The 15,765-nt window shown below is 67.2% G+C and carries 15 protein-coding genes; 4 read left to right on the top strand and 11 right to left on the bottom strand.

Features of this window, described 5'->3' with window-relative positions:
• The first annotated feature begins 130 nt into the window (after positions 1–130).
• The 4 genes from ACP7AZ_RS10150 to holA all read left to right on the top strand — a co-directional run bounded on the left by ACP7AZ_RS10150 (position 131) and on the right by holA (position 4,875).
• A complete protein-coding gene (locus tag ACP7AZ_RS10150) occupies positions 131–583 on the top strand; it encodes a DUF3576 domain-containing protein (protein WP_426038538.1) in 453 nt (150 codons plus the stop codon).
• A gap of 192 nt (positions 584–775) precedes the next feature.
• Positions 776–3,343, top strand: coding sequence for a leucine--tRNA ligase (leuS, locus tag ACP7AZ_RS10145; RefSeq protein ID WP_426038537.1), 2,568 nt, complete (start codon positions 776–778; stop codon positions 3,341–3,343).
• Positions 3,344–3,826 (top strand): LPS assembly lipoprotein LptE, encoded by a 483-nt coding sequence (gene lptE / locus ACP7AZ_RS10140; protein WP_426038536.1) that lies wholly within the window; start codon positions 3,344–3,346, stop codon positions 3,824–3,826.
• Positions 3,823–4,875, top strand: a complete 1,053-nt coding sequence (gene holA / locus ACP7AZ_RS10135; RefSeq protein WP_426038535.1) for a DNA polymerase III subunit delta — start codon at positions 3,823–3,825, stop codon at positions 4,873–4,875. Before lptE ends, holA begins: the two co-directional genes overlap by 4 nt.
• A gap of 160 nt (positions 4,876–5,035) precedes the next feature.
• On the opposite strand, the gene ACP7AZ_RS10130 is transcribed toward holA, so the two are convergent.
• The 11 genes from ACP7AZ_RS10130 to hemE all read right to left on the bottom strand — a co-directional run bounded on the left by ACP7AZ_RS10130 (position 5,036) and on the right by hemE (position 15,565).
• Complete coding sequence (locus tag ACP7AZ_RS10130) at positions 5,036–5,212, bottom strand: hypothetical protein (RefSeq protein ID WP_426038534.1); 177 nt, start codon at positions 5,210–5,212, stop codon at positions 5,036–5,038.
• A 26-nt stretch (positions 5,213–5,238) separates the two neighbouring features.
• Positions 5,239–6,129 carry a ParB/RepB/Spo0J family partition protein gene (locus ACP7AZ_RS10125; protein ID WP_426038533.1) on the bottom strand — a complete coding sequence of 297 codons (891 nt, stop codon included), beginning with the start codon at positions 6,127–6,129 and terminating at the stop codon, positions 5,239–5,241.
• 21 nt (positions 6,130–6,150) lie between these two features.
• On the bottom strand, positions 6,151–6,978 hold the full coding sequence (locus tag ACP7AZ_RS10120) for a ParA family protein (protein ID WP_426038532.1): 828 nt from the start codon (positions 6,976–6,978) through the stop codon (positions 6,151–6,153).
• A gap of 1 nt (position 6,979) precedes the next feature.
• Entirely contained in the window at positions 6,980–7,561 is a 582-nt protein-coding gene (rsmG, locus tag ACP7AZ_RS10115; RefSeq protein WP_426038531.1) for a 16S rRNA (guanine(527)-N(7))-methyltransferase RsmG, read from the bottom strand.
• A 47-nt stretch (positions 7,562–7,608) separates the two neighbouring features.
• Complete coding sequence (gene mnmG / locus ACP7AZ_RS10110) at positions 7,609–9,474, bottom strand: tRNA uridine-5-carboxymethylaminomethyl(34) synthesis enzyme MnmG (RefSeq protein WP_426038530.1); 1,866 nt, start codon at positions 9,472–9,474, stop codon at positions 7,609–7,611.
• A 135-nt stretch (positions 9,475–9,609) separates the two neighbouring features.
• A complete protein-coding gene (gene mnmE, locus ACP7AZ_RS10105; protein ID WP_426038529.1) occupies positions 9,610–10,905 on the bottom strand; it encodes a tRNA uridine-5-carboxymethylaminomethyl(34) synthesis GTPase MnmE in 1,296 nt (431 codons plus the stop codon).
• 145 nt (positions 10,906–11,050) lie between these two features.
• Positions 11,051–11,284, bottom strand: a complete 234-nt coding sequence (locus tag ACP7AZ_RS10100; RefSeq protein WP_426038528.1) for a DUF6489 family protein — start codon at positions 11,282–11,284, stop codon at positions 11,051–11,053.
• A gap of 48 nt (positions 11,285–11,332) precedes the next feature.
• Positions 11,333–12,766, bottom strand: a complete 1,434-nt coding sequence (rho, locus tag ACP7AZ_RS10095; RefSeq protein ID WP_426038527.1) for a transcription termination factor Rho — start codon at positions 12,764–12,766, stop codon at positions 11,333–11,335.
• Between the two features lie 237 nt (positions 12,767–13,003).
• Positions 13,004–13,468: a CopD family protein gene (locus tag ACP7AZ_RS10090; protein ID WP_426038526.1), complete on the bottom strand. Its 465-nt coding sequence runs from the start codon at positions 13,466–13,468 to the stop codon at positions 13,004–13,006.
• A complete protein-coding gene (hemH, locus tag ACP7AZ_RS10085; protein WP_426038525.1) occupies positions 13,465–14,517 on the bottom strand; it encodes a ferrochelatase in 1,053 nt (350 codons plus the stop codon). Before hemH ends, ACP7AZ_RS10090 begins: the two co-directional genes overlap by 4 nt.
• A gap of 10 nt (positions 14,518–14,527) precedes the next feature.
• The gene (gene hemE, locus ACP7AZ_RS10080; protein WP_426038524.1) at positions 14,528–15,565 is read right to left on the bottom strand and encodes a uroporphyrinogen decarboxylase; all 1,038 of its coding nucleotides are present in this window, start codon (positions 15,563–15,565) and stop codon (positions 14,528–14,530) included.
• Positions 15,566–15,765: the final 200 nt, after the last annotated feature.

Here is a 15,765-nt window from a genome sequence, read left to right as displayed (position 1 = left end):
TTGCCTTGTCATCGCCCCTTTTGGGCGTGTTATAGAGCCGCGCTTGGCGAACGGTCGCGGACCGTCTCGCCCTTGCGCCCGCCCCTCCTGTTCGGGACCGGCGGATCAGCCCTGATGGAGACGACGTTCGATGGGTTCTGTTCGCGGCAAGACGGTCCTGGCGACCACCCTGGTTGTCACCGGCGGTCTGCTCCTCTCCGCCTGCGGCGGTCTGCCCTTCTCGGGCGGTTCGGCCCCTCGCGCCACGACGGCGCAGCAGGGCATCGGCGTCAACGCCTATCTGTGGCGCGCCACTCTCGACACCCTCAGCTTCATGCCGCTGCTGACCGCCGATCCGTGGGGCGGCGTCGTGAACTATGACTGGTACGTCAATCCGCAGACGCCGAACGAGCGTTTCAAGGCGACCGTCTTCATCCTCGACACCCGCCTGCGCGCCGACGCCCTGAACGTCACGGTGACCAAGGAGGTCCGCACCGCCGGCGGCGACTGGACCGCCTCAGCCGTGGCCGCCCAGACCGAGGCCGACCTGGAAAATGCGATCCTGACCAAGGCGCGCCAGCTCAACCTGTCCAACGCGGGCTAGAGGCCGCGTCCCTTCCCCGTCGCGGAGCGATGGGGAGGGGGACCGCCCGCCGCTCGGCGGGGGTTTAGGGGCTCTTGACGCCCCACGACCGAGTCCGCTTCAAGAACTCCTCCGTCTCCTCCGCTTCGCTACGGATCCACCTCCCTATTCGCCCAGCGGCGAACAGGGAGGAGACGCCTTGAAGGATTGCCCGTGTCCGCCTCTCCGACCCGTTACGACCCCAAGACCGCAGAGCCGCGCCAGCAGGCGCGCTGGGCCGATGCAGACGCCTTCGTCACCCGGGATACGGGTCGCCCGAAATACTATGTCCTTGAAATGTTTCCCTATCCGTCGGGTAACATCCACATGGGGCACGCCCGCAACTATGTGATGGGCGACGTGGTCGCGCGCCACAAGCGGGCCCAGGGCTTCGACGTCCTGCACCCGATGGGCTGGGACGCCTTCGGCATGCCGGCCGAGAACGCGGCCATGGAGCGCGGCATCCACCCTAAGGGCTGGACCTACGACAACATCGCCTCGATGCGGGCGCAGCTGAAGCTGCTGGGCCTGTCGCTGGACTGGTCGCGTGAATTCGCCACCTGCGACCCGGAATATTACGGCAAGCAGCAAGCCTGGTTCCTGGAGCTGTATCGGCGCGGCCTGGTCTTTCGCAAGGACGGCGTCGTCAACTGGGACCCCGTCGACAACACTGTCCTGGCCAATGAACAGGTCATCGACGGCAAGGGGTGGCGCTCGGGCGCGGTGGTCGAGAAGCGCAAGCTGAACCAGTGGTTCCTGCGTATCACCGACTATGCCGACGACCTGATCGACGGGCTCAAGGACCTCGACCGCTGGCCCGACAAGGTCCGGCTGATGCAGGAGAATTGGATCGGCCGGTCAAAGGGCCTGCAGATGACGTGGACATGGGCCGGGGAGGCTCCGGCCGCCTCGCCGGACGGTCTGGAAATCTACACCACCCGCCCCGACACCCTGTTCGGCGCGTCCTTCATGGGCATCGCGCCCGACCATCCGATCGCCAGGGCCATGGCCGAGGCCGATCCGAAGGTCGCCGCCTTCGTCGCCGAGTGCCGCGCGGGCGGAACCTCCACCGCCGACATCGAACAGGCCGAAAAGATCGGCTGGGACACCGGACTGAAGGTCCTCCACCCGTTCGACGGGCATGAGGTCAGCGTCTGGATCGCCAACTTCATCCTGTCGGAATACGGCACGGGCGCCATCTTCGGCTGCCCGGCCCACGACCAGCGCGACCTGGATTTCGCCCGCAAATATCTGCTGCCAGTCCTGGCCGTGGTGAAGCCGGATGGCGCGGGCGATGATTTCGCGGTCGAGACCGAGGCCTATACGGGCCCTGGCGCCCTGTTCCACTCCGACTTCCTCGATGGCCTGTCGATCGAGGACGCCAAGGCGACCGCGATCGCCCGGATCGAGGCCGCGGGCATGGGCAAGGGCGCGACCATCTATCGCCTGCGCGACTGGGGCGTCTCGCGGCAGCGCTACTGGGGCTGCCCCATCCCCATCGTCCATTGCTTGTCCTGCGGCGTGGTCGAGGTTCCCGGCGATCAGTTGCCGGTGGTCCTGCCCGACGACGTGACTTTTGACGTGCCCGGCAACCCGCTGGATCGCCACCCGACCTGGAAACACGTCCAATGCCCGTCCTGCGGCGCCGACGCGACGCGCGAGACCGACACGCTCGACACCTTCGTCGATTCCAGCTGGTATTTCGCCCGCTTCACCGACCCGAAGGCGGTTGAGCCGATCAACAAGAACGCGGCCGATCGCTGGCTGGCCGTCGACCAGTATATCGGCGGGGTCGAGCATGCGGTCCTGCACCTGCTCTACGCCCGGTTCATCACCCGCGCCCTGTCCGACGCCGGCATGCTGTCGGTGAAGGAGCCCTTCGCCGGCCTGTTCACCCAGGGGATGGTGGTCCACGAGACCTATCGCCGGGCCGACGGCGCCTGGGTCGAGCCGACCGACGTCGACCTGACCAACGACGCCGGCGTGCGATCCGCTCGCCAGAGGTCGACCGGCGAGACCCTGATCATCGGCGACATCGAGAAGATGTCGAAGTCGAAGAAGAACGTCGTCGCGCCCCAGGAAATCCTGGACTCGCACGGCGTGGACGCCGGCCGCCTGTTCGTCCTGTCCGACAGCCCGCCCGAGCGCGACGTGCAGTGGACCCCCGGCGGCGTCGAGGGCGCCAGCCGCTTTGTCCAGCGCGTCTGGACCCTGTTCGACAGCTTCGAGGCCGACACAGCCGGTGATCCGGCCGCCGACGCCCTGCTGTTCAAGGAAACACACAAGGCCATCAAGGCCGTGTCCGAAGGCGTCGAAGGCTTCCGCTTCAACTCCGCCATCGCCAAGCTCTACGCCTTCGTGGCCACGATCCGCGACCACGACGGCGCGTCAGGCGGGGCGCGGCGCGAGGCTCTGTCGGCCCTGGCCCGTCTCGTCGCCCCCTTCACCCCGCACGTCGCCGAGGAGGGTTGGACCCGTCTGGGCGAGACCGGCATGGTTCTCGACGCCCCCTGGCCTGTGTTCGATCCGGCCCTCGCCGCCGATGACGAGGTCGTCCTGCCCATCCAGATCAACGGCAAGCGCCGGGGCGAGATCACGATGCCGCGCGGGGCCGACGCCAGGGCGGTCGAGGCCCAGGCGCTCGCCAATCCGGCTGTTCAGGCCTATCTGGAAGCCAACTCGCAATCGATCCGCAAGGTGATCGTCGTGCCCGATCGCATCGTCAACTTGGTGGCCGGCTAGATGTCGGTCCGCAGCCTGTCAGCGCTGGCGGCCGCCTCCCTGCTCCTGGCCGGGTGCGGATTCACGCCGCTGTACGGGGATGCGGGTGGATCGCCGTCGCTGAGCCGGATCGCCGTGACGACCCAGGACGACCGGCTGGGATACCGCCTGCGCGAGCAGCTGGAGGACGCTCTCGGCTGGAACCGCAACGCCGCGCCCCTGTATCGGCTGGAGACGGTGGTTCAGCAGAACCGTCGTCCTCTGGGCCGCCGGATCGACGACACCGCCACCCGCTATGAGCTGACCGTGCGCGGGGCCTGGACCCTGACGCCCGTCGCGGGCGGCGCGGCCCTGACCGGGACCGAGGCCGTCACCACCACCTACGCCGCCGCCGACCAGCCCTATGCCGCCATCGCAGCCCAGCAGGACGGCGAGGACCGCGCCGCCACCGAACTGGCCCGGCTGATCCGCGTCGACCTGATGCGGGCTCTCTCCGCCCCATGATCCTCGCCAAGCGGCCCGAGGTCGACCGCTTCCTGGCGAAGCCGGACGCCGGGATCCGCGCCGCCGTCATCCACGGCAAGGACCGCTCCGGCGTCGCCGAGCGCGCAGAGATCCTGTGCCGGGCCGTCACCCCCGATCTGAACGACCCGTTCAACGTCACCCTGCTAACCGACAGCGACATCGACGGCGACGAAGCCCGGCTGGAAGAGGCCCTGACCGCCCTGTCGATGATCGGCGGACGCAGGCTGGTCCGCGTGCGGCTGGGGTCGGAGAAGGCCTCGATCGACAAGATGCTGGCGGCGGCGCTCAAGGTCCATGCCGACGGCGGTTACAATCCAGACTGCATGCTGGTGGTCGAGGCGGGCGCGCTCGGCCGCGATTCCGCCCTGCGCAAGGCGGCCGAGGCCGGCAAGGGTTCGGTCGGCATCGCCGTCTACGAGGATGAAGCCGGCGACATCGCCCGCATGACGCGCGAGGCTCTCGCCGTCGACAAGGTGGGCCTGACCACCGACGCCCTGGCCGCCTTCGTCGCCCGCCTGCCCCGCGAGCGCGGCCTGATGCGCCAGGAGATCGAGCGGCTGGCCTTGTATGTGGGTCCGGGATCGGGCCGGACCATCGATGTCGAGGAGCTGGAGGCGCATCTGGGCGTGGAAGCGGACGCTTCGCTCGCCGATGCGGCGCTGCAGGCCTTCGGCGGTCGCCCCGCTCCGGCGCAAGGCGGGCTGAGACGCGCCCTGGCCGAAGGCGAAAGCGCCGTCATGGCGGTGCGCTCCGCCTCGATCCATCTCGGCAAGCTGCGCCGGATCAATGTGCTTCAGGGCTCGGGCGCCGGGGCCAAGGAGGCCGCCAAGGCCGCCGGCGTGTTCTGGAAACAGGAGGCCGAGATGCTGCGTCAGGCCCGCGCCTGGCGGCTGGAAGAGCTCGACGTGGTTCAGGACAGCGTCAATACGGCCGATGTCGCGACGAAGACGACAGGGATGCCGGAGCACCTGATTGCCGAGCGTTTGCTGCTGGAGATTGCCGCACGGGCGCGACGACTGGGCCTGTGACCCGTCTCCTCCCCATTCGCCGCTTGGCGAATAGGACGGTGGCAGCGAGCCGCTTCGCGAGCTGACGGAGGGGCTCTGGACGGCGGCAAGAACCCCTCCGTCTCTCCGCTTCGCTCCGAGCAACATCCCCACTGCTGCGCAGCAGGGAGGAGACGATGAATCAGCCCCGCTTCGACGCCTTGCGGAAGGCGGGCTTGGCCAGGGCGGCGCTCTTGGCGGCGGCGGCGCGTTCCTCTCCCTTGCCGCCGTTCATCGCAGCGTGAGCCGGCGCGGCGGCCTTCTTGGCGGCGAGGACGCGTTTCAGGGCTTCGGAGGGGGTTTCAGGCGTGTCGGTCATGACCTCACCCTAGCACGCTCGGGCACTCAGGCGCGCATCAACCGGCGACACAGGTCGTCCAGCTGTTCCAGGCTGGCGTAGGACAGGGTCAGTTCGCCCTTCCCGCCCCTGTCGGCCAGGGCGATCTTGACGCCCAGGGCATCGGCCAGGTCCTGTTCCAGGGCGGCGATGTCGGGCGATGCAGACGCCTGGTCGGCGGAGCTCTTTGCGATCTTCGGTTTCTGCTCGTCCTGCGACTTGCGGGCCAGAGCCTCGGTCTGACGGACGTTCAGCCCTTGGGCGACGACCTGGTCGGCCAGCGTATCCGGGTCCCTGGCCGTCAGCAGGGCGCGAGCGTGTCCGGCGGACAGGCGGCCGTCCAGCACGTGCTCTCGTGCGCCAGGGCTCAGCTGGGTCAGGCGCAGGGTGTTGGCCACATGGCTGCGCGACTTGCCGACGATGCCGGCGACCGCGTCCTGGGTGCGCCCGAACCGCTCCATCAACACGCCATAGGCCGCGGCCTCCTCCAGCGGGTTGAGGTCGGCGCGCTGGACATTCTCGATGATGGCGACTTCCAGCACCTCGAGGTCGTCCATCTCGCGGATGATGACCGGCACCTCGGTCAGGCGCGCGCCCTGGGCCGCGCGCCAGCGGCGCTCGCCGGCGATAATCTGCCAGACGCCGTCCTCGCCGGGCTGCTGACGCACCAGAATCGGCTGCAGGACGCCCTTGTCGCGGATCGACTGGGTCAGTTCGTCGTGGTCCGCCTTGGTGAACTGCTTGCGCGGCTGATCCGGGTTGGGCTTCAGGCTCTCGATGGGGACCGACAGCACGCCGGTCGGTAGAACCGCGCCCGACGCGACCGGCACAGGCTCGTTGATCGACTCGCCCATCAGGGCGGACAGGCCGCGGCCCAGACCTCTTTGACGTTCAGACAAACTCTTGATTCCGTATGATGATCAGGCGGCGAGGCGGCGGCGTTCGCGACCGACAACTTCTTTGGCGAGCTTCAGATAGGCTTGGCTGCCAGTGCATTTCAGATCGTAGATCAGAACGGGTTTTCCGAAGGACGGCGCCTCGGACACCCGCACGTTCCGGGGGATCACCGCGTCATAGACCTTGTCCCCGAAGTGGCTCCGAACGTCCGCTGCCACCTGTCCCGAGAGGGCGTTGCGGCGGTCATACATGGTCAGGACCAGACCCTGGATTTCGAGCGTCGGATTCAATGATTGACGGACCATCTCGATCGTCTTCATCAACTGCGTCAACCCTTCGAGGGCGAAGAACTCGCACTGCAGCGGGACAAGAACTCCGTCGGCCGCGGCCATGGCGTTGAGCGTCAACAGGTTCAACGACGGCGGGCAGTCGATCAGCACATAGTCATACCCGGTATGGCCTTCCCCGCCCTGTCCCGCGAGCGCGTCGCGCAGGCGGTAGGAGCGGCGATCGGCCTGGCTGAGCTCGATCTCGACACCCGACATGTCGGCGTCGGCAGGAATGATGTGCAGGCCCGGAACGGCCGTCGGTACGGCCGCATCATGGACGGACCGACCGTCGACGATCACGTCATAGATGGTGATCCGTCGTGTTTCACGTGGAACACCCAGACCCGTGGAGGCATTGCCTTGGGGATCCATGTCGACGATCAGCACCTTCTCGCCAATGGCGGCCAGCGCCGTGCCCAGGTTGATCGCGGTCGTCGTCTTCCCCACCCCGCCCTTCTGGTTGGACACGGCGAGGACGCGCGGAGACCTCTTCGGGCCGGAGCCCGGGACTGACTTGGTCATACTAACCACGGTGCTGATTTCCACGGGGGCGAAGGCTCCGGACGGTAACGATGCGGCCCCCCGGATCGCTGCGCGAGACCGAAAGCTCAGCGTCGACTTGCCAGGACTTCGAGGCCTCCCGCAACTCCGCCTCGGCCTTCTCTCCCTTGAGAAACAAACCTTGTGCACCGCGAGACAGATAGGGCTGTGCATAACCCAGCAACTTTTCCATCGGCGCGACGGCACGCGCGGTGACGACATCCACCTTCAGCGCCTGTTCCTCGGCCCGCCCCCAGACGACGGTCGCCGGCAGGGCCAGCTCATCCACGATGGTCTGCAGGAAGCGGCAGCGTTTCTGCAGGGAATCGATCAGCCAGATGTGGGCGTCCGGCCGCCCCTTCAAGAGGATGGCCAGTACGACGCCGGGAAACCCTGCGCCCGCACCCAGGTCCGCCCAGGTCCGTGCGAAACCGGCGAGATCCAGGAGTTGGGCCGAGTCCCAGGCGTGCCGGTTCCAAAAGTCCGGCAGACTGTCCGGCCCGACCAGGTTCATGACCGCGTTGGCCTCAGTCAGCATGATACGAAACCGTTCGAGGTCGGCCATCCGTTCCGGCCAGGCGCCGGTCGCCTTCTGGAATTCCTCGGCAGTCATCAGGCCGCGACCGCCGCTTTTTTCACGTGGGACAGCAGGGCCGTGAGCGCACCGGGGGTCACCCCCTCGATGCGACCGGCCTGGCCGAGGGTGCGCGGCAGAACCAGCGACAGCTTTTCGCGGACCTCGTGCGACAGGCCGCCGATCGCCGCATAGTCGAGGTTGGCCGGAAGCATCAGAGCCTCCTCGCGGCGCAGGGCCTCGGCGTCGGCGGTCTGACGATCCAGATAGCCGGCATAGCCCGCGTCGATCTCGACCTGTTCGCGCACAGACGGGCTCCAGTCGCCGATGACGGGGTATGCCGCCGCGAAGGCGGTCAGATCGACGCCCGGATAGGCCAGCAGATCGCGCATCGATCGGCGCTGGCCGTCCGCATTCACCGCGATGCCGAGCGCCTGGGCCTCGTTGGGCGTGAACCGGGTGTCGCGCACGAGCCGCGTGGCATCGGCCAGGGCCGCCGCCTTGATCCCGAAGGTGCGCCGACGCTCCGCAGAGACGATTCCGGCCTCAATCCCGAGCGGGGTCAACCGTTGATCGGCGTTGTCGGCTCGGAGAGTCAACCTGTACTCGGCGCGGCTAGTGAACATCCGGTAGGGCTCGGTCACACCACGCGTGACAAGATCGTCGATCATCACACCGATATAGGCCTGCTCCCGCCCCAGCACGATTTCCGGGGATCCGGCGGCGGCGCGGGCGGCGTTGAGGCCGGCAATCAACCCTTGAGCGCCTGCCTCCTCATACCCGGTCGTACCGTTGATCTGACCGGCCAGATAGAGGCCCGGACGGCGCTTGACCTCCAGCGCCGGGGTCAGTTCGCGCGGATCGACATAATCGTACTCGATCGCATAGCCGAAGCGGAACACCTCGACCGATTCCAATCCCGGCATGGTGCGCAGGAAGGCGGTCTGCGTCCCCGGCGAGACTGAGGTGGAGATGCCGTTTGGATAGACGGTCGGATCATCCAGCCCCTCCGGTTCCAGGAAGACCTGGTGCGAGGTCTTGTCGGCGAAACGGACCACTTTGTCCTCGATCGAGGGGCAATAGCGCGGACCGACCCCGGTCAGCTTGCCGCCGTACACAGCGCTTTCGCCAAGATTGGCGGCAATGATCGCGTGGGTCTCTTCGGTCGTCTGGGTGATGCCGCAGGCGATCTGGGGCACGTCGATCCGGTCGGTCAGGAAACTGAACGGCACGGGCTCGGCATCGGCCGCCTGCATCTCCAGCCGGTCCCAGGCGATGGTGCGGCCGTCGAGGCGTGCAGGGGTTCCGGTCTTCAGCCGCCCCATCTTGAGTCCGGCGCCATAGAGGTCGGCGGCAAGACCCGTCGAGGGGGCCTCGCCATGACGGCCGGCGGGAATCCGCTCGTCGCCGCGATGGATGACGCCGTTGAGGAAGGTGCCGGTCGTCAGGACCACTGCGCCCGCGCGGAGCGAGATCCCCTCACCGGTCGTCACGCCGACGACCCGGTCTCCGTTCAGGATCAGAGCCTCGGCCGTGCCGGCCATCAGGGTCAGGTTGGGATAGTCGGCCAGCTCGGCCTGCATGGCCTCGCGGTACAGGCGCCGGTCGATCTGGCTGCGAGGGCCGCGCACGGCGGCGCCCTTGGAGCGGTTCAGCAGACGGAACTGGATGCCGGCCTTGTCTCCGAGCCGGCCCATAAGGCCATCGAGGGCGTCGATCTCGCGGACCAGATGGCCCTTGCCCAGGCCTCCGATAGCCGGGTTGCAGCTCATCTCGCCTATGGTTTCGAGCGTCTGGGTCAGCAGCAAGGTGCGGGCGCCGGCGCGCGCGGAGGCCGCGGCGGCCTCGCAGCCGGCATGGCCGCCGCCGATCACAATGACGTCGAAGGAAGTGGGGAAGCTCATAGGCCGGGACATAGGCGAGATGGGTCGAAAACGCCACTCAGACATGAATGTGGCGCTGACGCTCGACGCCTGGCGTCCCCCCCGCCTGAGCGGAAGGTGTTTCACGTGAAACACGCCGGGCGGCCGGCGGCCAACCTATTTGCCGATACAGAAGGTCGAGAAAACCTCACCGAGGATCTCCTCGACCCCGACTGCACCTGTGACCCGGCCCAGAGCGTCAGCGGCCCGGCGCAGATCGTCACCCGCCAACTCGGGCGCGGTGGCCAGGTGGCTGCGCGCGGCCTGAACCATCGCCACGGCTTCTGACACTCTGCGCCGATGGCGTTCACGGGTCACCACCGGAAAATCAGCGCCGGACAGGTCTCGCGCAAGTCGGGCTGCGAGCGCATCATGCAGATGGCGTAGGCCCGCTCCGGTCACTGCGCTGACGGCGATGCCCTCCCCCGAGGCCGGTGATAGGTCGGCCTTGGTCCAGACGGTGACGTCGTCAGGTCGGGCAAAGTCGGCGGCGTCCCCCTCGGGATCGCCCGGAGCCCGGACCCAAAGGCGCAGATCGGCGGTGCTGGCGCGGGCGCGGGCGCGACGGACACCCTCGGCCTCGACGAGGTCCTGGCTCTCGCGCAGGCCGGCCGTGTCGGACAGGGTCACGGCATAGCCGCCGATGACGAGGTCGGCGTCGAGCACGTCGCGCGTCGTGCCTGCAATAGGGGTGACGATGGCGGCCTCCCGCTCAACCAGGGCGTTGAACAGGGCCGACTTGCCGGCGTTGGTCTCGCCGATTAGGACGATGCGATAGCCCTCACGGACGCGGCGGCCCCGGTCGGCGTCGGCCAGGGCGCCGTTCAGGTCGGCGGTCAGGCGATCAAGCACCGGACCGGCGGATAAGGCCAGATGGTCGGGTACGTCCTCGTCCGGGAAGTCGATCTCGGCCTCGACGAGTGCGAGAGCCGTCAGCAGGTCCCGGCGAAAACCGGCGTAGGTCTGGCTGAGGGCGCCGTCGAGCTGGCCCAGGGCCTGGGCCGCCTGGGCCGAGGTCTCCGCGTCGATCAGGTCGGCGACCGCCTCGGCCTGGGCCAGATCCATGCGGCTGTTCTCGAAGGCGCGGCGGGTGAACTCTCCCGGATCGGCGGGGCGTAGGCCGAGATCGATCAGGGCGGTGGAGACGGCGTCAATGACGGCGCGTCCGCCGTGTAGGTGGAGTTCGGCGCAGTCCTCGCCCGTGTAGGAGTTCGGGCCTGGAAAGCGGAGGACGAGGGCCTGGTCGAGGATGACGCCGCCGTGTCGCAGAATGCGCAGGGCGGCGAGGCGCGGTTTCAGATCGGGCGCGCCGAGGGCGCTAAGGGCCTGATCCGTCGCGGGTCCCGACAGGCGCAGGATGGCGATGGCGCCTTGGCCGGGTGGGGTGGCGAGAGCGAAGACGGTGTCGGTCATTGTGTTTCTCCTCCCCCGTCGGGGGAGGTGACGCGTCGCGGCTTCGCGACGTGACGGAGCGGGCTCGCCACACAAGCCGAGTCTGGGCTGGCCCCCCCCCACCGCTTCGCGGTCCCCCTCCCCCGACGGGGGAGGAGAAGGGTCTTCACTTCGGCGTCGTCACCGCGGCCTGCATGAGTTGACGGAACTGGTCCTGGGCCTGGAGGCCGAAGCTGGTCCAAGTCTTCATCAGCTCTTCGGGCTGCATGGCCGACATGTTGGCGTCCATCCGTTTCTGCATCTCGGCGACGAGATGATCGTTCAGCGGCGCGACGTCCGGCAGGCCCAGAAAGGCCCGCGCCTCGGCCGGCGTGCATTCCATTTCGACGTTGACCTTCATGTCGCTCTCCCTGTTTCACGTGAAACATTGGCCAGACCCGGCTTGCCGTCAGGTGTTCATCGATTGGAAGAAATCGGCGTTGTTCTTGGACTGACGCAGCTTGTCGAGCAGGAACTCGATCGCGTCCTGCGGGCCCATCGGGTTCAGGATGCGGCGCAGTACATAGGTCTTGGTCAGCTGATCCTTCGGCGTGATCAGCTCCTCCTTGCGGGTGCCGGATTTCAGCACGTCGATGGCCGGGAAGATCCGCTTGTCGGCGACCTTGCGGTCCAGCACGATTTCCGAGTTACCGGTGCCCTTGAACTCTTCGAAGATGACCTCGTCCATACGCGAGCCGGTGTCGATCAGGGCCGTGGCGATGATGGTCAGCGAGCCGCCCTCCTCCACGTTCCGCGCTGCGCCGAAGAACCGCTTGGGCCGCTGCAGGGCGTTGGCGTCTACGCCGCCGGTCAGGACCTTGCCCGACGACGGCACGGTGGCATTGTAGGCCCGGCCCAGACGGGTGACCGAGTCCAGCAGGATGACGACGTCCTTCTTGTGCTCGACCAGGCGTTTGGCTTTTTCAATCACCATCTCGGCCACGGCGACGTGGCGGGTGGCCGGCTCGTCGAAGGTGGAGGCCACGACCTCGCCCTTCACCGTCCGCTGCATGTCGGTGACTTCCTCGGGGCGTTCATCGATCAGCAGAACGATCAGCGACACCTCAGGGTGGTTGGCCTCGATCGATTTGGCGATGTTCTGCAGCATGACCGTCTTGCCGACCCGCGGCGGTGCCACGATCAGGCAGCGCTGGCCCTTGCCCAAAGGGGCGACGATGTCGATGACCCGGCCCGAACGATCCCGCAGGGTCGGGTCCTGAATTTCCATGATCAGCCGCTCATTGGGATACAGCGGCGTCAGGTTGTCGAAATTGACCTTGGTGCGGACCGTCTCCGGGTCCTCGTAGTTGATCGTGTCGACCTTGAGCAGAGCGAAGTAGCGTTCGCCTTCGCGGGGGCCGCGCACGGCGCCGTGGACAGTGTCTCCAGAGCGCAGGCCGAAGCGGCGAATCTGGGACGGAGACACATAAATATCGTCCGGACCCGGAAGATAATTGGCGTCCGGCGAGCGCAGGAAGCCGAAGCCGTCGGGCAACATTTCCAGCGTGCCAGAGGCGATGATCTCGACCTCTTCGTCGGCCAGAGTCTTGAGGATGGCGAACAGGAGATCCTGCTTGCGCAGATTGGACGCGTTCTCGATCTCCAGCTGTTCGGCGAAGGCGACCAGCTCGACCGGAGTCTTGTCGTTCAGCTCCTGGAGCGTGATCCGGCCGGACGGCACGACGGGTTCGCCGTCCTCTTCCGCGTCGTCGCCGATGTCGGCGGCCACGTCGGCGTCATTGGCCCCATCCGCCTGCGAGGTGTCGTCGGCGGTTTCAGGCGTCAGCCCCTCGAGCGCTTCGGCTTCAGGAGCTGTGGTATCGGTGTCGCGGACGTCGGTCATGTCGGAGCTCTGGATTCACGCCGTCACGGCCCTGCGTCGAGGACGTCAGGCGGGGACGGATGGTCCCCCGGCCTGGCCGGAGGATGACGAAGGCCTTGCGGCCGGGTGGGAGAGCGTCGGGTCCGAAGGCGGCGAGTTCGCCAGCGATCGGTCGACGCGAAGAGAAGGGCAGCGCCGCGAACGACGCCTCATCGCCAGCGGAACCACATTCCGGGCCTGTGGGTCAAGCGTCGCGGCTCAGAAGGTCCACTCGGTCGTCACCGACAGGACCATAATGATGGCCAGCACGAACGGGATCTCATTGGTCATCCGCCAGAAACGGCTGGTCTTCGTCGATGTCCCGGCAGTGATGCGTTTGCGTTCGGCCGACAGGAAGCCGTGCCAGCCGAACAGCAGGACGACGCCGATCAGCTTCACCACCATCCACGGCTCCGCGAGGAAGGCGGCCCCGCGCATCTGGACATCGAGATGGATCAGCCAGGCGCCGAAGATCAGGGCCAGTGCCGCGGCCGGATTGAGGATGATCTTCATCAGCCGCGCCTGCCAGGCCCGCAGGAGAGCGCGCATTTCGCTTTTCAGCGGCTCGGGCTTTTCGGCCTGTTCGGCGTCATAGGCATAGAGGCGGGGCAGGAAGAGAAGTCCCGCCATCCAGGCGATGACCGCCAGGATGTGGAGGCCTCGGGCGAGGTCATAGAGGTTCACGCTGCGGCCCGTTCAGTCTGGAACGGACAGGCTTTCCACCGCGCCTGACAGCCGGGTCCGAACGGCGCCGTGCCGGTACGGTCGAGGCTGTCGGTCACGGCCTGGGCCAGGGCGCCGATGAAAGATTCGGCCACGCCGACGGCGGGCGCCCGGAGATAGGGATGCAGACCGGCCTCGTGGGCCAGTTCGCCGTATTCGATGTCGAGCTCGACCAGGGTCTCGATGTGTTCCGAGACGAAGGCGATCGGGGTGACGACAACGCCGACCCCGTCGGCTGCGGCCTGTTTGATCGCATCCGGGGTCGAGGGGCCCAGCCATTTCATCGGCCCGACCCGGCTCTGATAGCACAGGGCCCAGTCCTGCAATCCGGCAGCCTTGACGACAGCAGACACCGTCGATTCGATCTGTTCCTGATAGGGATCGCCTTGTACCACCAACTTCTCGGGAATGCCGTGGGCGGAGAACAGGACCCGCATCGAGCGGCCCGGATGGTCGCGGGCGGCCTCGGCCAACTTGCCGCGGATGCCTTCCGCCTGGGCCTCGATCCAGCCGGCGGCCCGGGGATAGCAGCAGATCGCGCGTGACCGGCCCGAGCCCGCGTAAGCAGCCTTCCAGGCCTTCAGCGACGACTGGGTCGTGGTGGTCGAAAACTGCGGATAGAGGGGCAGCAGGACCACCTCGTCAGGGCCGAAAGCGGCTACGTCGACGGCCGTTTCCTCGGTCAAGGGATGCCAGTAGCGCATGGCGACGAAACTCTTGACCTCGTCGCCGGGCAACAGGGTCGCCAGCCGGGCGTCGAGCGCCGCCATCTGTTTGCGGGTCTCCGCCTTCAGGGGTGAGCCGCCGCCGGCGTCCATCATCGCATAGTTGGCCTGGGCGCTCTTCTCGCGGCGCGAGGAGATCAGCTTCGCCAGAGGCATCCGCGCGAACCCGGGCAGGCCGATGATGGCCGGATCGTTGAACAGGTTGAACAGGAAGGGCCGCACAGAGTCGGCGTCGTCCGGGCCGCCAAGATTGAACAGGACGACTGCGATCCGTCTACCGGCCATTTGTCAGTCCTTACTGGGCGCCCAGGCGCCTGAGCACCTGTTCGACATGGGCAATCGGCACGTCCGGCAGAATCCCGTGGCCGAGGTTGAAGATCCATGGACCCGCACCCCAGGCCTTGACAAGCTCATCCACCCTGCGGTCCAGAGCCGCACCGCCGGCGCGGAGCAACAGGGGATCGAGGGCGCCCTGGATCGGCTTGATCGCCTGCACCTGTCTGCCGCGTTCCAGCGAACAGGCGGTGTCGAGCGCCACGCCCTGGACATCGACCTCACGGGCATAGCGTTCGGCATGCAGGGCCGAACCGCGCGGGAAACCGATCAGGGGGACGGTGACGCCCAGTTCGCGCACCCTGGCGACCAGCTTCTTGTGCGGCCGCATCACCAGCCGTTCGAACAGATCGTCCGGCAGACCCTCGGCCCAGCTCTCGAATATCTTCAGGGCATCCGCGCCGGCGTCGGCCTGCATCTTCAGATAGCGGGCGGTGGCCTCGACCAGGACGTCCAGAACCGCATCGACCTTGTCCGGGTCGGAATAGGCGTAGGACCGCGCCTGGGCCCGCTCGCCCTTGCCCATCGTATTATGGTGGCCGTCGAGCATATAGGTGGCCACGGTCCAGGGCGCGCCGGCGAACCCGATCAGGGCCCGTTCCGGCTCCAGTTCGGCCCGCACCCGGCTGAGGGTTTCCCCGATCTGATGCAGATGCTCTCCGGCGCCATCGGCCAGCTCAGCCATCCGACCTGGCGACGGCATCAACCCGAGTTTAGGTCCCTCGCCGGTCTCGAACCAGACGTCCTGCCCCAGGGCCTGGGGGATGAGCAGGATGTCGGCGAAGACGATGGCGGCGTCGAAGCCGAACCTGCGCATGGGCTGCATGGTCGCCTCGGCCGCCATCTCCGGGTTCAGGCAGAAGGCGATGAAGTCCGGGGCCTGGGCGCGCAAGGCTCGATACTCGGGCAGGTAACGACCAGCCTGACGCATGAACCAGACGGGCGGGCGCTCAAGGGTCTCACCCTGCAGGACCCGGATCAACGAAGGCGTGATGCTCATGACTCCGGGTCTACGGTGATGAGCGCATCCCCTCAAGCCCACGGCCTTCCTCTTATCCTGATCAGAATCTTAGAAATATCTGAGGAAGCAGGTAGGGCGTGGGAAGGCGGGGACAAATCGGCTCTCGTCCCCACACCGGACGGCCTTGTCCCAAGTCCCGTAAAGACTGCCGGGTGGCTGTGCGCGCGCCTGTGGAAACC

Source organism: Brevundimonas sp. DC300-4, assembly GCF_049897365.1.
Taxonomy (GTDB): domain Bacteria; phylum Pseudomonadota; class Alphaproteobacteria; order Caulobacterales; family Caulobacteraceae; genus Brevundimonas.
Note: the sequence above shows the minus strand (reverse complement) of the source record. Positions and strands in the feature narration are given on the sequence as shown.

Excerpts from the sequence above, each read along its gene's own strand:
- ACP7AZ_RS10150 (WP_426038538.1), top strand. The coding sequence starts at position 131 with ATGGGTTCTGTTCGCGGCAAGACGGTCCTGGCGACCACCCTGGTTGTC.
- lptE (WP_426038536.1), top strand. The coding sequence starts at position 3,344 with ATGTCGGTCCGCAGCCTGTCAGCGCTGGCGGCCGCCTCCCTGCTCCTG.
- holA (WP_426038535.1), top strand. The coding sequence starts at position 3,823 with ATGATCCTCGCCAAGCGGCCCGAGGTCGACCGCTTCCTGGCGAAGCCG.
- ACP7AZ_RS10130 (WP_426038534.1), bottom strand. The coding sequence starts at position 5,212 with ATGACCGACACGCCTGAAACCCCCTCCGAAGCCCTGAAACGCGTCCTC.
- ACP7AZ_RS10120 (WP_426038532.1), bottom strand. The coding sequence starts at position 6,978 with ATGACCAAGTCAGTCCCGGGCTCCGGCCCGAAGAGGTCTCCGCGCGTC.
- rsmG (WP_426038531.1), bottom strand. The coding sequence starts at position 7,561 with ATGGCCGACCTCGAACGGTTTCGTATCATGCTGACTGAGGCCAACGCG.
- mnmG (WP_426038530.1), bottom strand. The coding sequence starts at position 9,474 with ATGAGCTTCCCCACTTCCTTCGACGTCATTGTGATCGGCGGCGGCCAT.
- mnmE (WP_426038529.1), bottom strand. The coding sequence starts at position 10,905 with ATGACCGACACCGTCTTCGCTCTCGCCACCCCACCCGGCCAAGGCGCC.
- ACP7AZ_RS10100 (WP_426038528.1), bottom strand. The coding sequence starts at position 11,284 with ATGAAGGTCAACGTCGAAATGGAATGCACGCCGGCCGAGGCGCGGGCC.
- rho (WP_426038527.1), bottom strand. The coding sequence starts at position 12,766 with ATGACCGACGTCCGCGACACCGATACCACAGCTCCTGAAGCCGAAGCG.
- hemH (WP_426038525.1), bottom strand. The coding sequence starts at position 14,517 with ATGGCCGGTAGACGGATCGCAGTCGTCCTGTTCAATCTTGGCGGCCCG.
- hemE (WP_426038524.1), bottom strand. The coding sequence starts at position 15,565 with ATGAGCATCACGCCTTCGTTGATCCGGGTCCTGCAGGGTGAGACCCTT.